Source organism: Nocardia noduli, from assembly GCF_019038455.1.
Taxonomy (GTDB): domain Bacteria; phylum Actinomycetota; class Actinomycetes; order Mycobacteriales; family Mycobacteriaceae; genus Nocardia; species Nocardia noduli.
Genome location: NZ_JAFMPL010000020.1, coordinates 1 through 16,674, shown reverse-complemented (window position 1 = coordinate 16,674; position 16,674 = coordinate 1). Strand labels below are relative to the sequence as shown.

The 16,674-nt window shown below is 66.8% G+C and carries 14 protein-coding genes; 11 read left to right on the top strand and 3 right to left on the bottom strand.

Annotated elements, in window-relative coordinates; translation table 11 throughout:
• Window positions 1-38 precede the first annotated feature (38 nt).
• Together JZ792_RS14425 and JZ792_RS14420 are read right to left on the bottom strand one after the other, a co-directional pair.
• On the bottom strand, window positions 39-839 hold the full coding sequence (locus JZ792_RS14425; protein ID WP_216911012.1) for an HAD family hydrolase: 801 nt from the start codon (window positions 837-839) through the stop codon (window positions 39-41).
• A 74-nt stretch (window positions 840-913) separates the two neighbouring features.
• Entirely contained in the window at window positions 914-1,807 is an 894-nt protein-coding gene (locus JZ792_RS14420; RefSeq protein WP_216910950.1) for a hypothetical protein, read from the bottom strand.
• A gap of 180 nt (window positions 1,808-1,987) precedes the next feature.
• Between JZ792_RS14420 and JZ792_RS14415 the strand changes: the two genes are divergently transcribed.
• The 8 genes from JZ792_RS14415 (at window position 1,988) to JZ792_RS14380 (ending at window position 13,355) form a co-directional block, all read left to right on the top strand.
• Window positions 1,988-2,965 (top strand): ABC transporter permease, encoded by a 978-nt coding sequence (locus JZ792_RS14415; RefSeq protein ID WP_216910948.1) that lies wholly within the window; start codon window positions 1,988-1,990, stop codon window positions 2,963-2,965.
• A 61-nt stretch (window positions 2,966-3,026) separates the two neighbouring features.
• Window positions 3,027-3,956 carry an ABC transporter permease gene (locus JZ792_RS14410; RefSeq protein WP_216910946.1) on the top strand — a complete coding sequence of 310 codons (930 nt, stop codon included), beginning with the start codon at window positions 3,027-3,029 and terminating at the stop codon, window positions 3,954-3,956.
• Window positions 3,953-5,803, top strand: coding sequence for an ABC transporter ATP-binding protein (locus JZ792_RS14405; RefSeq protein WP_216910944.1), 1,851 nt, complete (start codon window positions 3,953-3,955; stop codon window positions 5,801-5,803). The genes JZ792_RS14410 and JZ792_RS14405 overlap by 4 nt, the downstream gene beginning before the upstream one ends.
• A 45-nt stretch (window positions 5,804-5,848) precedes the next feature.
• Complete coding sequence (locus JZ792_RS14400) at window positions 5,849-7,528, top strand: ABC transporter family substrate-binding protein (protein ID WP_216910942.1); 1,680 nt, start codon at window positions 5,849-5,851, stop codon at window positions 7,526-7,528.
• Entirely contained in the window at window positions 7,525-9,213 is a 1,689-nt protein-coding gene (locus tag JZ792_RS14395) for an ABC transporter family substrate-binding protein (RefSeq protein WP_216910941.1), read from the top strand. The genes JZ792_RS14400 and JZ792_RS14395 overlap by 4 nt, the downstream gene beginning before the upstream one ends.
• Window positions 9,214-9,281: 68 nt before the next feature.
• Window positions 9,282-10,961 (top strand): ABC transporter family substrate-binding protein, encoded by a 1,680-nt coding sequence (locus JZ792_RS14390; protein WP_216910939.1) that lies wholly within the window; start codon window positions 9,282-9,284, stop codon window positions 10,959-10,961.
• A gap of 46 nt (window positions 10,962-11,007) precedes the next feature.
• A complete protein-coding gene (locus JZ792_RS14385) occupies window positions 11,008-12,675 on the top strand; it encodes an ABC transporter family substrate-binding protein (RefSeq protein ID WP_216910937.1) in 1,668 nt (555 codons plus the stop codon).
• Window positions 12,672-13,355, top strand: a complete 684-nt coding sequence (locus tag JZ792_RS14380) for a hypothetical protein (protein WP_308165296.1) — start codon at window positions 12,672-12,674, stop codon at window positions 13,353-13,355. Before JZ792_RS14385 ends, JZ792_RS14380 begins: the two co-directional genes overlap by 4 nt.
• On the opposite strand, the gene JZ792_RS14375 is transcribed toward JZ792_RS14380, so the two are convergent.
• Window positions 13,352-13,858 carry an NUDIX domain-containing protein gene (locus JZ792_RS14375; RefSeq protein ID WP_216910935.1) on the bottom strand — a complete coding sequence of 169 codons (507 nt, stop codon included), beginning with the start codon at window positions 13,856-13,858 and terminating at the stop codon, window positions 13,352-13,354. The two genes, JZ792_RS14380 and JZ792_RS14375, sit on opposite strands and share 4 nt — an antisense overlap.
• Window positions 13,859-13,969: 111 nt before the next feature.
• Here JZ792_RS14375 and JZ792_RS14370 point away from each other — a divergent pair, with 111 nt between their 5' ends.
• The 3 genes from JZ792_RS14370 to JZ792_RS14360 form a co-directional block, all read left to right on the top strand.
• Window positions 13,970-14,692: a FadR/GntR family transcriptional regulator gene (locus JZ792_RS14370; protein WP_216910933.1), complete on the top strand. Its 723-nt coding sequence runs from the start codon at window positions 13,970-13,972 to the stop codon at window positions 14,690-14,692.
• A 36-nt stretch (window positions 14,693-14,728) separates the two neighbouring features.
• The gene (locus JZ792_RS14365) at window positions 14,729-15,412 is read left to right on the top strand and encodes a sterol desaturase family protein (protein ID WP_216910931.1); all 684 of its coding nucleotides are present in this window, start codon (window positions 14,729-14,731) and stop codon (window positions 15,410-15,412) included.
• Window positions 15,413-15,748: 336 nt separating this feature from the next.
• Window positions 15,749-16,674, top strand: a 926-nt coding sequence (locus tag JZ792_RS14360) for a DUF8832 domain-containing protein (RefSeq protein WP_254189817.1), incomplete at its 3' end; no start/stop codon positions are given.

The window sequence follows — 16,674 nt, the reverse complement described above, 5'->3', positions numbered from 1 at the left end:
CCCTCGAAAGGGCGCACCCGCCGCTTCGTGTACCGGGTTCAGACCCACCAGCGTTCGAGTACCTGGGCGACCCCGTCCTCGGAATTCGCCGCGGCGACCTCGTCGGCCGCGGCGATGGCCTCCTCGTGCGCGTTCGCCATGGCGACACCGTGCCCCGCCATACGCAGCATCGGCACATCGTTGGGCATATCGCCGAAGGCGATGATCGCGGAATGTTCGACGCCGAGGCGCTGCGCGACCGAGGACAGTCCCGACGCCTTGGTGACGCCGGGCGCGGACAGTTCGATCAATCCGTGGTCGGTGGAATAGGTGATGTCGGCGCGTTCGCCGACCAGCGGTTCCAGGGTCGCGAGCATGGTCCCGCTGCGGGCCCCCGGCAACCGGATGAGCATCTTGATCGCGGGCGCGTCGATGACCTCGTGCCGCGCGACCGCCGTGTCGTCCGGGTTCAGCCAGGCGTGTTCGTATTCCGGTGAGCTGACGAACTGTGGTGTCACCGCGTCGTGCGCGGTGGCCCCGACCCGTTCGGCGGCGAGCCCGCAGCCGGGGAGCGCCCGCTCGGCGAGATCGGCGATCCACGACAGTGTCGGCACGTCGAGGGTGCGGCTCGCCAGCACTTTGTCGGTGGCGCTGTCGTAGATCACCGCGCCGTTGCCGCAGACGCACAGCGGCGCGTAGCCGAGGCCGTCCACCACCGGATCGATCCAGCGCGGCGGCCTGCCGGTGGCGAGAACGAACGGCACACCGTCGGCGATCAGGGCCGCCACCGCGGCCTTCGTGCGCGCGGTGACCCGCTCGTCGTGGTCGATGAGGGTGCCGTCCACATCGGTGGCCACCATCTTGGGCTTGGGCAGGTGCAGACGGGTCACCTATTCCATCCTGCCGGAAATTCGTCGAAGCGCGATCGCAACGCTCACCATCCACCCTGTGGTTTCCACGTTTCGTCCTGGGATTTGGTCAGCGGGACGGGCGGCGGCGGGTAGGCGGAGTCGGGTCGCTGCCCCGGAGGCGTTGCGGAATAGGCCGGGTCGCCGAGCGGCACGCCGGGTGCGGGAATGCCGTGGTCCTGCTGGGGGTAACCGGTCTGCGGCACCGAGGGCGGCGCGGGGTAGGCGGGACCACCCAGCGGCATGCCCGTACCGGGAACGCCGGGAGCCTGCTGCGGATAACCGGGCTGCTGGTACCCCGGCTGCGGGCCGCCGAACCGCTGGTCGCCGGATTGCGGATATCCGGGCTGGGGGTAACCCTGCTGCGGATAGCCGTACCCCGGCCCGACCTCCGATGGCCGGTAGGCCAGCCACCGCGATGTCGCGGGCACCAGAACCAGGACGAGGGTCGCGGCCGGGAAGACGATGCTGAAGATTCCGCTCAGACCACCGCTGACCGGCGAGACGTCGGTCGAGGACACCAGGCTGAGCACGACGACCACCCCGACGAGCTGCGACACGATGAAGACCGCGCACGCCGTCGCCACGAGCGTCCGCCCGAGTGCCTTGCGGTTGAACAGCATGATCGCGCCGGCGCCGAGCACCACCGCCGTGACGATCGAGACGATCCCGGTCACCAGGGCGAATGTGCTGTAGCTGTCGTTGCCGAGTAATCCGGTCGAATCGAATTCCGACAGTTCCGAGCCGAAGCCCGCGGCGCTGAACGCGACGTTGAATCCCCCGCCGACCAGATTCGAGAGCGCGCCGAGACACGCCAGCACACCGGCGATGATCGCGGTCGCGCCGTTCGGCGCCGCGGCGGGCATCGAATAACCGCCGGGATACGGGTTGTAGCCCCCCGGATATTGCGGATACGCCACTGGTGTTCCCCCTCCCACGCCGGATAGCTCGGCGTCATGGTCCGCTCAGGATAAAGCAGTTCACCGACACCCGGCGGACCTGCTGTTGCGCGCGCGGCATGCGAGACCGGTGTGCGCGTCCCTATGATCGGGGCCTAATACTCGGACGCTGGCCCGACCAGCCGTAGGACCAGAGGACTGATGACCGGCTTCCTGCTACGACGCGCGCTGAACTATGTCGTGCTGTTGCTGCTGGCCTCCTTCCTGACGTTCAGCCTGGCGTCGCTGACGTTCCGGCCGCTGGACAGTCTCGAACAGCGCAACCCACGCCCCCCGCAGTCGGTGATCGACGCCAAGGCCCAGGAGTTGCATCTCGACGACCCGATCCCGCAGCGGTACGTCACCTGGCTGAAGGGCATTCCGCACGGCGATTTCGGCACCACGCTGGCCGGGCAGCCGGTGAGCGAGGAGTTGCCCAGGCGGGTTGCCGTGAGCCTGCGTCTGCTGATCGTCGGCTCGCTGATCGGCACGGCGCTCGGTGTGCTGATCGGCGCGGCGGGGGCGATACGGCAGTACAAGTTCAGCGACTATTTCACGACGATCGTGTCGTTGCTGATCTTGAGCACGCCCATCTTCCTCCTCGCGACGCTCCTGAAATACGGTGCGCTCGAGGTCAATTCGCTGACCGGGTCGCAGATATTCCTCTATACCGGCGAGACGTCGGCGAACAAGATCGAGGGTTTCGGGCCGCAACTGCTCGACCGGGTACAGCATCTGGTGCTGCCGACCGCGGCGCTTGCCCTGGGCGGTATGGCCGGATACAGCCGCTACCAGCGCAATGCGATGCTCGATGTGCTTCAGAGCGATTTCATTCGCACCGCGCGCGCCAAGGGCCTGACCCGCAACAAGGCGTTGTACAAACACGGTCTGCGCACCGCGCTGATCCCGATGGCGACGCTGTTCGCCTACAGCCTCGGCGCCCTGATCACCGGCGCGACCTTCACCGAGAAGATCTTCGGCTGGCACGGGGTCGGCGAGTGGCTCGTCGATTCGATCAACGCCCAGGACCTGTACGTCGTGGTGACGGTGACCGCCTTCGCGGGCCTGGTCGTGCTGGTCTCCGGCCTGCTCTCCGATATCGTCTACGCGCTGCTCGATCCACGGGTGCGTGTGGGATGAGTGTCGGACAGAGGCAGACCGGCGCGGTCGCGCGGTCGGATCGCACAGGGGAGGCGCGGGCATGACCGAAGCCGAGATCATCGTCCAGGGCGCGCCGGAGATCGCGGCGGCTGGACGCCGCAAACTGGTGATACGGCGCTTCCTGCGCAACAAACCGGCCGTGGCCGGCGCGGTGGTGCTGATCCTGATGTTCATCCTCAGTTTCGCGCTGCCGCCGCTGCTGCCCTACGACTACCAGCAGATGGACTACACGGCGCTGCTGAAACCGCCCAGCGCCGACCATCCGTTCGGCACCACCCAGATCGGTCAGGACGTGCTGGCGCAGACCCTGCGCGGTCTACAGAAGTCGCTGGTCATCGGCCTGCTGGTGGCGCTCATCTCGACGACCATCGCGGCCACGGCGGGCGCGCTGGCCGGACTGCTCGGCGGCTGGACCGACCGGGCCATCATGTGGTTGGTCGACCTGCTGCTCGTCGTCCCGAGTTTCATCATCATCGCGATCTTCGCGCCGCGCACCAAGGGCAGCGGATCCTTCTGGCTGCTGATCGTGCTGTTGGCGGTCTTCGGCTGGATGATCAGCGCCCGCATCGTGCGTGGACTGACGCTGAGCCTGCGTGATCGCGAATTCGTCAAGGCGGCGCGGTACATGGGCGCGCCGACCCGCACCGTGATCGTCAGCCATATCGTGCCGAATATCGCGTCCATCCTGATCATCGACACCACGCTCACCGTGGGTGCGGCGATCATGGCCGAAACCGGTTTGAGCTTCCTCGGATTCGGTGTGCAGCCGCCGGATGTGTCGCTCGGTTCGCTGATCGCGACGGGCACCCGATCGGCGCTGACCTACCCGTGGCTGTTCATGTTCGCGGGCGGCCTGCTGATCCTGACGGTGCTGTGCGCGAATCTGGTCGGCGACGGCCTGCGCGACGCGTTCGATCCGAGCGCCGCGCGCGCCAGGTCCAAGAAGTCGGAAGAGAAGGCCAAGCCATGACAGGCGCACATTCGACAGCGCCCCTGCTGGAGGTTTCCGATCTGCGGGTCTCCTTCCCCGGTGAAGAGGGTCGCATCGACGCCGTGCGCGGGGTGAACTACACCGTGGCCGACGGTGAGGTACTCGCGATCGTCGGCGAATCCGGTTCGGGCAAATCGGTATCATCGCTGGCGATCATCGGTCTGCTGCCCGAGCAGGCGCGTATCAACGGGTCGATCCGGCTGCGCGGGCGCGAACTGCTCGGACTGGGCGACCGTCAGATGTCGGCGCTGCGCGGCAGTTCGATCAGCATGGTCTTCCAGGACCCGCTCTCCGCGCTCACGCCGGTGTACCGGGTGGGCGAGCAGATCGCGGAGGCGCTGCTCGCGCACGGCTCGATGGGCCGTAAGGAGGCCGCGGCGAAGGCGGTCGACCTGCTGAAACTCGTCGGCATCGAAGACGCCGAGGTACGTGCCAAAGCCTTCCCGCACGAATTCTCCGGCGGTATGCGCCAGCGCGTGGTGATCGCGATGGCGATCGCCAACGATCCCGCGCTGATCATCTGCGACGAGCCGACCACGGCACTCGACGTCACGGTGCAGAAGCAGATCCTGAATCTGCTGCGCAAGGCACGCGACATCACCGGCGCGGGCGTCATCATGATCACCCACGACATGGGCATCGCCGCGACCCTGGCCGACCGGATCGCGGTGATGTACGCGGGCAAGGTCGTCGAAACGGCCACCGCGGCCGAACTCTTCAACGAGCCGAGGATGCCGTACACGGTAGGTCTGCTCGGCTCGATCCCGAGGATGGACGGGCCGGCCCGCTCGCCGCTGATCCCGATCGTCGGCGCGCCGCCCGCCATGCACGCCCTGCCGCCCGGCTGCTCGTTCGCGCCGCGCTGCCCGATCTCGATCGACGAATGCCTGGTCGCGGAACCGCCGTTGGAGAACACCGCGCCCGGGCACGCCGTGGCGTGTATCCGCGCCGAAGAGGTCGGCACGGCCGAACTGTTCACCGCCTACCGCACCGAGATCGCCGAGCCCGCGACCCGCGACGACGCCGATACCGGTGTGGTGCTGCGAGTCTCGGAATTGCGGAAAACCTTCCCGATCACCTCGGGGGTGATCTTCCAGCGCCGCAAGGGCGAGGTCCGTGCGGTCGACGGCATCAGTTTCGAGGTGCGCAAGGGCCGGACGCTGGCCCTGGTCGGCGAATCCGGTTCCGGCAAATCGACGACGCTCACCCAGATCCTCGACCTGGCGAAACCGGAATCGGGCACCATCGAGATCATGGGCCGCGATGTCTCGACGCTGACCAGAGCCCAGAAACGCGAGATCCGCCGCACGATGCAGATCGTGTTCCAGGACCCGACGGCCTCGCTCGATCCGCGGCTGCCGATCTTCGACGCGCTGGCCGAACCGCTGCGCATCGACGGCAGGCCGAGGGCCGAGATCGCCGAGCGGGTACCGCAACTGCTCAGGCAGGTCGGCCTGCGTCCCGAACACGCCGACCGCTATCCGGCGGATTTCTCCGGCGGCCAGAAGCAGCGCATCAGTATCGCGCGCGCCCTCGCCCTGGATCCGGAACTGCTCGTGCTGGACGAACCGGTGTCGTCGCTGGACGTGTCCATCCAGGCCGGTGTGCTGAATCTGCTGCGCGACCTACAGACCGAGCGGGGACTGTCGTACCTGTTCGTCTCCCACGACCTGTCGGTGGTGCGCAATCTCGCGCACGATATCGCGGTGATGTATCGCGGCAAGATCGTCGAAGCCGGTCCGGCCGAGCAGATCTTCGACGATCCTCGACACGAGTACACCCGGGCGTTGATCGAGGCGGTGCCGGTTCCGGTCGTCAGCGGGTAGGCAGGAGAGAGCGCTGTGGTAGTTCGTTCGAGGCGGAGCCGGTCGGTGCACACGCGGTCCGGGCGGTTTCGCTGTGCCACGGCGATCGTCGTGGTCGGACTCGTCGCGGCGGGCTGCGGCTCGAGCGACGATCATTCCGCCCACGGCCTGTCCGACGCGATCGGCACCACCAGCGATATCAATCCGAGAAACCGCGACGAGATCCGCGACGGCGGCAACCTGAGGTTGGCGGTGACCTCGTTCCCCGCGAACTGGAACACGCTGTCCAACGACGGCAACGAGGGCGAGATCGCCGATATCGAGAAGCCCATGATGCCGCGCGCCTTCCAGGTGAACGCCGCGGGCGAACTCGCCGTCGATACGAACTACTTCACCGATATCGCGCTGACGGGAACGAATCCGCAGCAGATCACCTACACGATCAATCCGAAAGCCACCTGGTCCGACGGGAATCCGATCACCTGGGAGGATCTCGCGTCCCAGGCGAACGCCCTCAGCGGACGGGACAAGGCGTTCCTGATCGCGATAACCAACGGTTTCGAATTCGTGGAGAAGGTGGAGCGCGGCGTCGACGACCGGCAGGCGGTGCTCACCTTCAGGCAGCCCTATGCCGAATGGCGCGGGCAGTTCGCGGGCAATGCGTCGCTGTTCCCCAAATCGGTGACGGCGACGCCGGATTCGTTCAACAAGAGTCTGACCGACGCGATGGGGCCGACCGCGGGCCCGTTCCGGATCCGGTCGACCGATCGAGGCCAGGGCCGGATCGTGCTCGAACGCGATCCCGGGTGGTGGGGCGATCAACCGAAACTCGACACCATCACCTTCAGCGTGCTCGACCACGCCGCCTGGATCGGCGCGCTACAGAACGACGAGCTCGACCTGGCGCTGCTCAGTTCGGTCGACGAGGTGAAGACCGCGCGCAACTCTTCCGGCCTCGAGGTGCGCCGCGCCCCCGGCAATCGCTGGCGTCACATCACCTTCAACGGCGCTCCGGGTTCGATCCTGGCCGATCAGGGTGTGCGCGTGGCGATCTCGAAGGCCATCGACCGACAGGGCATCGCGACCGCCATTCAGAACGGACTGGTCGAGAATCCGAAACCGCTGAACAATCACGTCTACCTCCAGGGGCAGGACGGTTACCGGGACAACAGTCTCGGCTACGACCCGGCCGCCGCGGCGCGCGAACTCGACGCGCTCGGCTGGAAACTCGACGGTGACGTCCGCGCGAAGGACGGGCGCAAGCTGGTCATCCGCGATGTCATGTACAACGACCCGGTCTGGGTGCAGGTCGCGCAGATCATCCAGCAGAATCTCGCGGGCATCGGCGTCGGGCTCACCATCGACACCAAACCGGGCGCGGGATTCTTCACCGATGTCATCCAGCCGGGCGATTTCGACGCCGCGCAATTCAGTTTCCAGGGTGACGCCTTCCCGCTCGGGAGCATCCGGCAGATCTACTACTACGACCCCACCGACCTCCAGGGCAACTACGGCCGGATCGGCTCACCGGAACTCAACGCCCTCATCGAGCGCACCCTCGCCGAACTCGATCCGGACAAGGCCGTCGAGCTGGCGAACGAGGTCGATCGCAAGGTTTTCGAAGAGGGGCATTCGCTGCCCTTGACCCAGTCCGACGGTAGTTACGGCGTCCGGGCGAATCTGGCCAATATCGGATCTCCCGGTCTGGCGACCTACGACTACACCAAGATCGGATTCCTGCGATGAGAACCCCGCGGATCACCGCACGCGGTCGCGGACTGGCCGTGCCGTTCGTCGCCCTCACCCTGGTGCTCGCGGGCTGCGGCGGCGCCGACGAGAGCGCGCCGGCCGGTGCGACCGCCCAGCTCGGTACCACCAGCGATATCAATCCGCGCGATGTCTCCGAACTGCGCGACGGCGGCAACCTGCGGCTGGCCCTCACGTCGCTGCCGGAGACCTGGAACGTGCTGCACACCGACGCCAGCGGTGAGGTCGGCGCACTGGCGAGGCCGATGATGCCGCGGGCCTTCCGCACCAGCGCCAGCGGTGAACTGTCCGTCGACACCAATTTCTTCACCGATGTCCGGCTGACGAGCACCGAACCGCAGCAGGTCAGCTACACGATCAACCCGAAGGCCGTCTGGTCCGACGGCAGCCCGATCACCTGGGAGGACATCGCCTCCCAGGCCAACGCCCTGAGCGGGCGGGACACGTCGTACCTGATCAAACTGACCACCGGTTTCGACCGGGTGGCCAAGGTCGAACGCGGAGCCGACGACCGCGAGGCCGTACTCACCTTCGCCCAGCCCTACTCCGAATGGCGCGGCCAGTTCGCGGGCAATTCGTTCCTCTACCCGAAATCGGTCACCGCGTCGGCCGAGGCGTTCAACAACAGTCTGCGCGACGGCATCACCCTGACCGCGGGACCCTTCCTGGTCCGGTCGGTGGATCGCGCGCAGGGGCGCGTGGTGCTCGCCCACAATCCCCGGTGGTGGGGCGCCACACCGAAACTCGACACCATCACCTTCTCGGTGCTCTCCAGCGAGGCGCTGATCCCGGCCTTGCAGAACAACGAGATCGACGCGGTGGGAATCTCCTCGATCGACGAGATGAAGACCGCGCGCAACACCCCGGGCGTCGCCATCCGCCGCGCGCCGGGCAACAGTTGGTCGCATCTGACCTTCAACGGCTCCCCCGGCTCGATTCTGGCCGACCCGGCCTTGCGCGTCGCGGTGTCGAAGGCCATCGACCGCCAGGGCATCGCGACGGCGGTGCAGAACGGCCTGGTGGAGAATCCGAAACCGTTGGGCAACCATGTCTTCGTCGAGGGACAGATCGGCTACCGCGACAACAGCCTGCCCTACGATCCGGCGGCCGCCGCGGCCGAACTCGACGCGCTCGGCTGGAAACTCAACGGCGAATTCCGCGAGAAGGACGGCCGCAGGCTGAAATTCCGCGATGTCATGTACAACGCGCAGTCGTGGGTGCAGATCGCGCAGGTCATCCAGCAGAATCTCGCGCGGGTCGGCATCGAGATGGAGATCGTGACCAAACCCGGCGCGGGTTACTTCACCGACGTGATCAAACCGGGTGATTTCGATGTGGCGCACTGGGTCTGGTCCGGCGACGCCTTCCCGTTGAGCAGCCTGCCGCAGGTCTACGCCTACAACCCCGGCGGAGAACTCCAGGGCAATTACGGTCGCGTCGGCTCGCCGGAGATCAACGCGCTGATCGAGCGGTCGCTGGTCGAACTCGACCCGCAGAAGGCCAACGACCTGGCCAACGAGGTCGACCGCGAACTGTTCGAGATCGGCTTCTCGTTGCCGCTGGTGCAGTCGACCGGCAATGTCGCGGTGCGGGCCGACCTCGCCAATTACGGCGCACCGGGTCTGGCATCCTACGACTACACCACGATCGGATTCGTGCGGTGAACATTCGCGCGGTGAGGATTCGAGTACGACAGCCGGGTCACGCACTTCGTCGTCAGGAAGGTAATTCCATGAGATATCGGTCTCTCGGGTCACGCTCGGCCGTCACGGTCCTCGCGTGCGCGCTGGTGCTGACGGGGTGTGGTTCCGGCGACGACGCCGCCCCGGAAGGGGCCGTCGCCGAACTCGGGACGACCAGCGATATCAATCCCAAGGATGTCTCCGAACTGCGTGACGGCGGCAATCTGCGGCTGTCGGTCTCCGCCTACCCGGCCAACTGGAACACGTTGTCCAACGACGGCAACGACGCGACGATCACCTCGATCGAGCGGCCGATGATGCCGCGATCGTTCCGCACCGACGCCTCGGGCCGATTGTCGATCGACACCGACTACTTCACCGATATCCAGCTGACGAATACCGAACCGCAGCAGGTCACCTACACGATCAACCCGAAGGCCGTCTGGTCCGACGGCAGCCCGATCACCTGGGAGGACATCGCCTCCCAGGCCAACGCCCTCAGCGGACGGGACAAGGCGTTCCTGATCGGCAACAACAACGGTTTCGACCGGGTCGCGAAGGTCGAACGCGGCGCCGACGACCGGCAGGCCGTCGTCACCTTCACCCAGCACTACGCCGAATGGCGCGGCCAGTTCGCGGGCAATTCCTTCCTGTACCCGAAATCGGTGACGGCGACGCCGGAAAGTTTCAACAAGAGCCTCGTCGACGCGATCCAGCTGACGGCGGGCCCGTTCACGGTGCAGTCGACCGACCGGGCCCAGGGCCGGATCGTGCTCGGCCACAGCCCGACCTGGTGGGGTGACAAGCCCAAACTCGACACCATCACCTACTCCGTGCTCTCCAGCGAGGCCACGCTGCCCGCACTGCAGAACAACGAGATCGACGCCACCGGCCTCGGTTCCAGGGACGACCTGAAGACCGCGCAGAACACGCCCGGCGTCGTGGTCAGGCGCGCGCCCGGCAACGGCTGGAGCCACCTGACCTTCAACGGCGCGCCCGGTTCGATCCTCGCCGATCCGGCGGTGCGCGTGGCGATCTCGAAGGCCATCGACCGACAGGGCATCGCGACCGCCATTCAGACCGGACTGGTCCAGGATCCGAAACCGCTGAACAACCACATCTACCTGCGGGGCCAGGAGGGGTACCGGGACAACAGCCTCGGCTTCGATCCGGCGGCGGCCGCCGCCGAACTCGACGCCGCGGGCTGGAAGCTCAACGGGGAGTTCCGCGAGAAGGACGGGCGCAGGCTGGAGATCCGCGACGTCATGTACAACGACGTCACCTGGGTGCAGATGGCGCAGATCATCCAGCAGAATCTGGCCGCGATCGGGGTGAAGGTCAATATCGAGACCAAACCCGGCAAGGGCTACTTCACCGACGTGATCCAGCCGGGCAATTTCGATGTGGGGCAGTGGAGTTGGGTGGGCGACCCGTTCCCGCTGAGCAGCCTCAATCAGATCTACGGCTACAACCCGGACGATCTTCAGGGCAATTACGGCCGCATCGGCTCACCCGAACTCAACGCGCTGATCGACGAGACGATGTCCGAACTCGATCCGCAGAAGGCGATCGAACTGGCGAATCAGGTCGACCGCAAGGTTTTCGAGGAGGGCCATTCGGTGCCGCTGCTCCAATCCCCCGGCAACGTGGCGGTACGCGCCGAACTCGCCAATTTCGGCGCGGCGGGCCTGGCCTCGCTCGACTACACGAAAATCGGTTTCGTGAAATGACTTTCGCCCTAGGTGGCGGACGGTTCGGTCATCTGGAAGGAACACCGTGAGGATTCGGTCGCTCGGGCTACGCCTGATCATTCCCGCCACCGCTGTCGGACTCGTCGTCGCCGGATGTTCGGCTGACAGCAGCGTGACGGCGGGCAGCGGCGCCATCGGCACCACCGTCGACATCAATCCGCACGACGTGAGCGAATTGCGCCAGGGCGGCAATCTGCGGCTCCAGATCACCGGTTTCCCGGAGACGTTCAACAGCCTGCACGTCGACACCGACGGCGATGCCTCCGAGGTGGTCGGGTGGACACTGCCCGGCACGATCAACTCGACCGCGTCGGGTGAGCTGCCGATCGACCGCAACTACTACACCGACATACAGCTCACCGGTACCGAACCGCAGCAGATCACCTACACGATCAACCCGAAAGCGGTGTGGACGGACGGCACCCCCATCACATGGGAGGACCTCGCGAGCCAGGCCAACGCGCTCAGCGGTCGCGACAACGCCTTCCTGGTCGGGGCGACCCAGGGCTACAGCCGTATCGAGAAGGTCGAGCGCGGAGTAGACGACCGGCAGGCGATCGTCACGATGGCCAAGCATTACGCCGAGTGGCAGGGCATGTTCAATCCGCTCTACCCCAAGGCGACCACCGCGACACCGCAGACTTTCAACGATCTCGATCGCAACGGATTACACGCCTCGGCGGGGCCGTTCGTGATCACCTCGATCGACCGGGCGCAGCAGCGAATCGTGCTCGGCCGCAATCCCAAATGGTGGGGTGATACGCCGGTTCTCGACACCGTCACCTACAGCGTGCTCGACAGTTCGGCGCGTCTGAGCGCTCTTCAGAACAACGAACTCGATTCGGCGTCCATCAGCGGTATCGACGAGGTGACGACGGCGTCGGGTTCGCCCGGGCTGGTGGTGCGGCGCGCACCGTCGCTGAATTTCACGCATATGACCTTCAACGGCGCTCCCGGCTCGATTCTCGAGGATCCGCGGTTGCGCGTCGCCGTCTCCAAGGGCATCGACCGGCAGGGTATCGCGACGGCGCTGCTGAACGGGGTGGTGCAGGATCCGAAGCCGCTCGACAACCATCTCTACCTCAACGGCCAGAAGGGGTATCGGAACAACGCCCAGTCGGTCGCCTACGACCCCGATCAGGCGGCGAAGGAACTGGACGAGCTCGGCTGGAAACTCAACGGCGACGTCCGCGAGAAGGACGGACGCAAACTCGTCATCCGCAATGTCATGTTCCAGGCTGAAGCCTGGAATCAGGTCGCGCAGATCGCCCAGCAGAACCTGGCCGCGATCGGCGTGAAACTCGATATCCAGACCTATCCCGGCAACGGCCTGTTCACCCAGGTCATCGATCCCGGCAATTTCGATATCGCCAACTTCGTCTGGGGCAAGAGCATCTTCCCGCTCGGTGCGCTGCCGCAGATCTACGCCTACGACCCGAACAACCTCCAGGGCAACAAGGGCCGTATCGGGTCACCGGAGTTGAACGCGTTGATCGAGGAGATCATCTCCGAACTCGACCCGGAAAAAGCGATCGAGATGGCCAACGAGGCCGACAAGATGATCTTCGCCGAGGGTTTCTCGCTGCCGCTCTACCAGTCGGCAGGGACCATCGCCCAGCGTGCCGATCTCGCGAACTGGGGCGCGTTCGGTCTGCAATCGGCCGATTTCACGAAAGTCGGCTTCCTGAAGTGAGATCCGGACCGGGTCATCCGCTCGGCTACCCGGTCGGAACGACCATCGGCGTCGTCGCGGTATGTGCCGCGATGACGCCGTTCGCCGATGTGGACCAGCTCGCCGGCCTTGCCGTGGTGGTCGTCGTCGTCCTCGGCTACACCGTGTTCCGGCTCGCCACCGCGTTCGGCCGCCTGCCCAACGGGCTGGAGACGCCGGGAACGGTCACGATCAGGCGGGTCAGGAATCAGCACCGGCTGGTCAGCCGATCGTGGCTGGAGATCACCGGGAATGCCGCGTCGGGTTCGCGCGAGAACACCGAATCCCGCTGGCTACCGGTCTATTTCGACCCCGCACTGCTCGCACTCACCGAGACCACCGCCGAGGTCACCGCGCGAACGCTGCGCGTGGACGCCGTACGCCTGTATCCGTCCGGCCGTATCCGCACCGGCGAACCTCCCGGCCGCCTCGTCGACAACGCGTCCCTGCCCGACCCGGAGGCCGCCGAGAAAGGCGCGACGGTCACCACGCCGACCCGCCGCCTGCTCCTGGACGCCCAATCCGCGGTCGCCGCCCCGTTCGCGGCCCTGCTCTGGGTCTACGTCATGGGCGGCGGTCTGCCCGCCTTCGTCGGGGCCACGCTGGTCGGCGCGGCCGTCACCGTCTGGCTCGCCGCCGTGCGCGGCTCCGATCCCAGCTAGGTCAGCAGGCCGAGCGCCTCCGCGTGATCCAGGGTGCGCCGCACATGCCAGACCAGCGGCACATGGGTGGCCTCGGCGTAGGACATCCACTCGAATTCGCAGTGTTCGGGCGTGAGGCTGACGTCGCGGTCGAGCCTGTTCTCGAAACAGCCGAAGGTGACGGTGTGGATGCCGACGGTCGTGGCCTCGTCGATCTGGAGCGGGTTGGTCTGGGTATTGATCGTCTCGGTATCCGCGGTCTGTAGGTCGACCGCGTCGTCTCCGCTGTCGGGATTGACGAAATGGGTCAGTTCGTCGGCGATCAGAACGTCCAGACCGGTTTCCGCGCTGACCTCGCGTCGCGCGGCCTGTGCCGGGGTCTCGCCGGGGCCGACCGAGCCACCGGGAATGTCCCACAGATCGCCGTGTCTACCCCCCGGATTGCGATGCAGGAGCAGCACTCTCCCGGTCCGGATCGGCAGCGCGTGCGCTATCCACCGTTGCCCGCCGTGATGTTGCGTCATGACCTCTCCCTCCTCCCATCTTCGAGTCTGCCACGACCGGTCGGGCTACGGCGGGCCGAGAAATTGGTATGACCACTTGACCAGCTGACCACTGCGGGGCAAGGTGGGGGCATGGCATTGCAACCGGTGGTCAAGCGTTCGGTATCGGCTGACGTCTTCGAACAGATAGCCGCGGATGTGCTCAGCGGCGAACTCGCACCGGGTTCGACGCTGCCCAGTGAGCGACAGCTCGCCGAGGCGCTCGGCGTATCGCGTCCCGCGGTCCGCGAGGCGCTGCAACGACTCGGCGCGGCCGGGCTCGTCGCGGTACGCCAGGGCGACGCGACGACGGTGCTCGACTATCGGCGCGGCGCCGGACTGGAGGTGCTGCCGCGGCTGCTCGTCCGATCGGGCGTGCTGGAACCCGCTGTCGCGCGCAGCATCCTGGAGGCGCGACTGCACAACGGCCCCAAGGTCGCCGAACTGGCCGCGGCGCGAATCGTGCGTGCCGACACCGAGGCCCTGCGCGCCGAGCTCGCGCGACTCCTCGAAGCACTCGGCGCCGAATCCGACCCGATCGCCCTGCAACGGCTCGCGCTGGAATTCTGGGATCACATCATCGACGCGGCGGACTCGATCGTCTTCCGGTTGATGTTCAACATGCTCGGCGCCGCGTACGAACCCGCGCTCGTCGCGCTCGCCCCCCTCATGTCCGCCGAGGTCGGCAATACCGACGGCTACCGCCGACTCGCCGACGCCGTGCTCGCGGGCGAGCCCGAACAGGCCGCGGACGCGGCAACGGCACTTCTGGAACCGGCGACCACAGCCCTGATCGCCGCCCTCGGCGGGCAGTGACCGCCCCGGGACCGTCTCAGCACAAGGAAAACCGTCATGACACGTACCGATAGCCCCACCGCCACACCCGGCCGCGCGCTGCGGCGCGGACTCGATCTCCCCGACGCCTTCCGGGAATTCCTGCGACATCCGTCGCCGTGGATGATCGCCACGGTGCTCGCCGGGGCCCTGATCGCCCGCATCGTCGTCGGCGACTGGCGGTGGAGTGACGCCGCGCTGCCCGCCGTGATGCTCGCCGTCTTCCCCGCCTTCGAATGGGTGGTGCACGTGCTGGTCCTGCACTGGCGACCGAAACGGCTCGGCCGACTCTCCATCGACAGCGAACTGGCGCGCAAACACCGCGAACACCACGTGAATCCGCGCGACATCCCGCTGATCTTCATCCCCACCCGGTCACTCGCGGTGGTCGTCGCGGCACTGCTCGCGATCACCGTATTCGCCTTCCCCCGAACGGGTCTCGGCCTGACATTCCTGCTCACGGTCACGGTGTTCGGCCTCTGCTACGAATGGACCCACTACCTCATCCACACCGACTACAAACCGAAACACGGCCTCTATCGGGCGGTGTGGAAGAACCACAGGCACCACCACTACAAGAACGAGCATTTCTGGTTCACCGTGACCACCTCCGGCACCGCCGACCGCCTCTTCGGAACCCACCCCGATCCGGCCACGACCGCCACCTCACCGACCGCTAGGAATCTGCACGCGACATCCTGACGACTCGGCTCGTCGGACGCGCGGTGATGGCTCGCGCGCTCCACGTCGGTGGGCTCGACTCATTCACCGCCGTCACGATCGCCCCGTGTAGGTACCGCCGGAGATGTTCCGGAGGTGCCGACCCAGGGCGATCTCGGTTTTCGGGGGCGCCGTGGCCGGGTAGGGCGAAGTCAGCCCGTCGACACCGGTGCTACTACCGCACGTGGGCGACCGCAGCCGGTTGACAAGTTACCCTAGGGGGGTATGGTAACCATCAGGACGACGGTGCGCCGCGCGAGTACATACCGCGCGGACCAGCCCGAATCCGTCACGAGACCATCCGGAACGGAGCCCCCGATGAACACACCAGCGAAGTTCGCAGGCTTCGCCGTCGGCCTCGCGGCGATCTTCGGGATCGCCGTCGCGGCAGGCGCGACGATCGGCCCGGAACCCAGCGGGCCCGCCGCACACGATTCGAATTCGCACACCGACGAGCAGGCGGCTCCGGTCGACGAGATGCCAGGGGGGCTCATGTCCACCGAGAACGGATACACCCTTCGCCTGGAGAATCCGGTCGCCACGGCGGGGCCGAACGTCGCGGTGCGGTTCCGCGTCCTCGATGCCGATGGCAGCGCCGTCACCCGCTACACGCGCAGTCACGACAAGGATCTGCACCTGATCGTGGTGCGGCGCGATATGGCCGGATACCAGCACGTGCACCCGGTCCTCGACGGCAACGGCGACTGGAGCGCCGCGCTCGACCTGCGCCGCGCGGGCGACTACCGGGTCTTCGCCGACTTCACCCCCGACGGCGGCGTGAACACCACCCTCGGCGCCGACCTGCGAGTTCCCGGACAGTACGACGTGCAGCCGCTGCCCGCCCCCGCCACGACCGCGACGGTCGGCGAGTACACCGTCACCCTCGACGGCACGGTGGCACCGGGTCGGGCGTCGCAGGTGACCCTGTCGGTGGCCCGCGACGGTCGGGCGGTGACCGACCTCCAGCCCTACTTGACCGCCTACGGCCACCTGGTCGCGCTGCGCACCGCCGACCTGGCCTACCTGCACGTCCATCCGGAAGGCCATCCCGGCGACGGCGTCACCCCCGCCGGACCCGGCATCACCTTCTCGATGACCGCGCCGAGCGCGGGCGACTACCGCCTCTTCCTCGATTTCCAGCACGACGGCGTGGTCCGCACCGCCGAATTCACCGTGCGAGTCGCCCTGCCGTCCTCGGCGCCGACCGCCGAACCGCACGGCGGCCACGGGGCCACTCCCGCCCC

Excerpts from the sequence above, each read along its gene's own strand:
- JZ792_RS14425 (WP_216911012.1), bottom strand. The coding sequence starts at position 839 with ATGGTGGCCACCGATGTGGACGGCACCCTCATCGACCACGACGAGCGG.
- JZ792_RS14390 (WP_216910939.1), top strand. The coding sequence starts at position 9,282 with ATGAGATATCGGTCTCTCGGGTCACGCTCGGCCGTCACGGTCCTCGCG.
- JZ792_RS14370 (WP_216910933.1), top strand. The coding sequence starts at position 13,970 with ATGGCATTGCAACCGGTGGTCAAGCGTTCGGTATCGGCTGACGTCTTC.
- JZ792_RS14405 (WP_216910944.1), top strand. The coding sequence starts at position 3,953 with ATGACAGGCGCACATTCGACAGCGCCCCTGCTGGAGGTTTCCGATCTG.
- JZ792_RS14415 (WP_216910948.1), top strand. The coding sequence starts at position 1,988 with ATGACCGGCTTCCTGCTACGACGCGCGCTGAACTATGTCGTGCTGTTG.
- JZ792_RS14365 (WP_216910931.1), top strand. The coding sequence starts at position 14,729 with ATGACACGTACCGATAGCCCCACCGCCACACCCGGCCGCGCGCTGCGG.
- JZ792_RS14410 (WP_216910946.1), top strand. The coding sequence starts at position 3,027 with ATGACCGAAGCCGAGATCATCGTCCAGGGCGCGCCGGAGATCGCGGCG.
- JZ792_RS14375 (WP_216910935.1), bottom strand. The coding sequence starts at position 13,858 with ATGACGCAACATCACGGCGGGCAACGGTGGATAGCGCACGCGCTGCCG.
- JZ792_RS14395 (WP_216910941.1), top strand. The coding sequence starts at position 7,525 with ATGAGAACCCCGCGGATCACCGCACGCGGTCGCGGACTGGCCGTGCCG.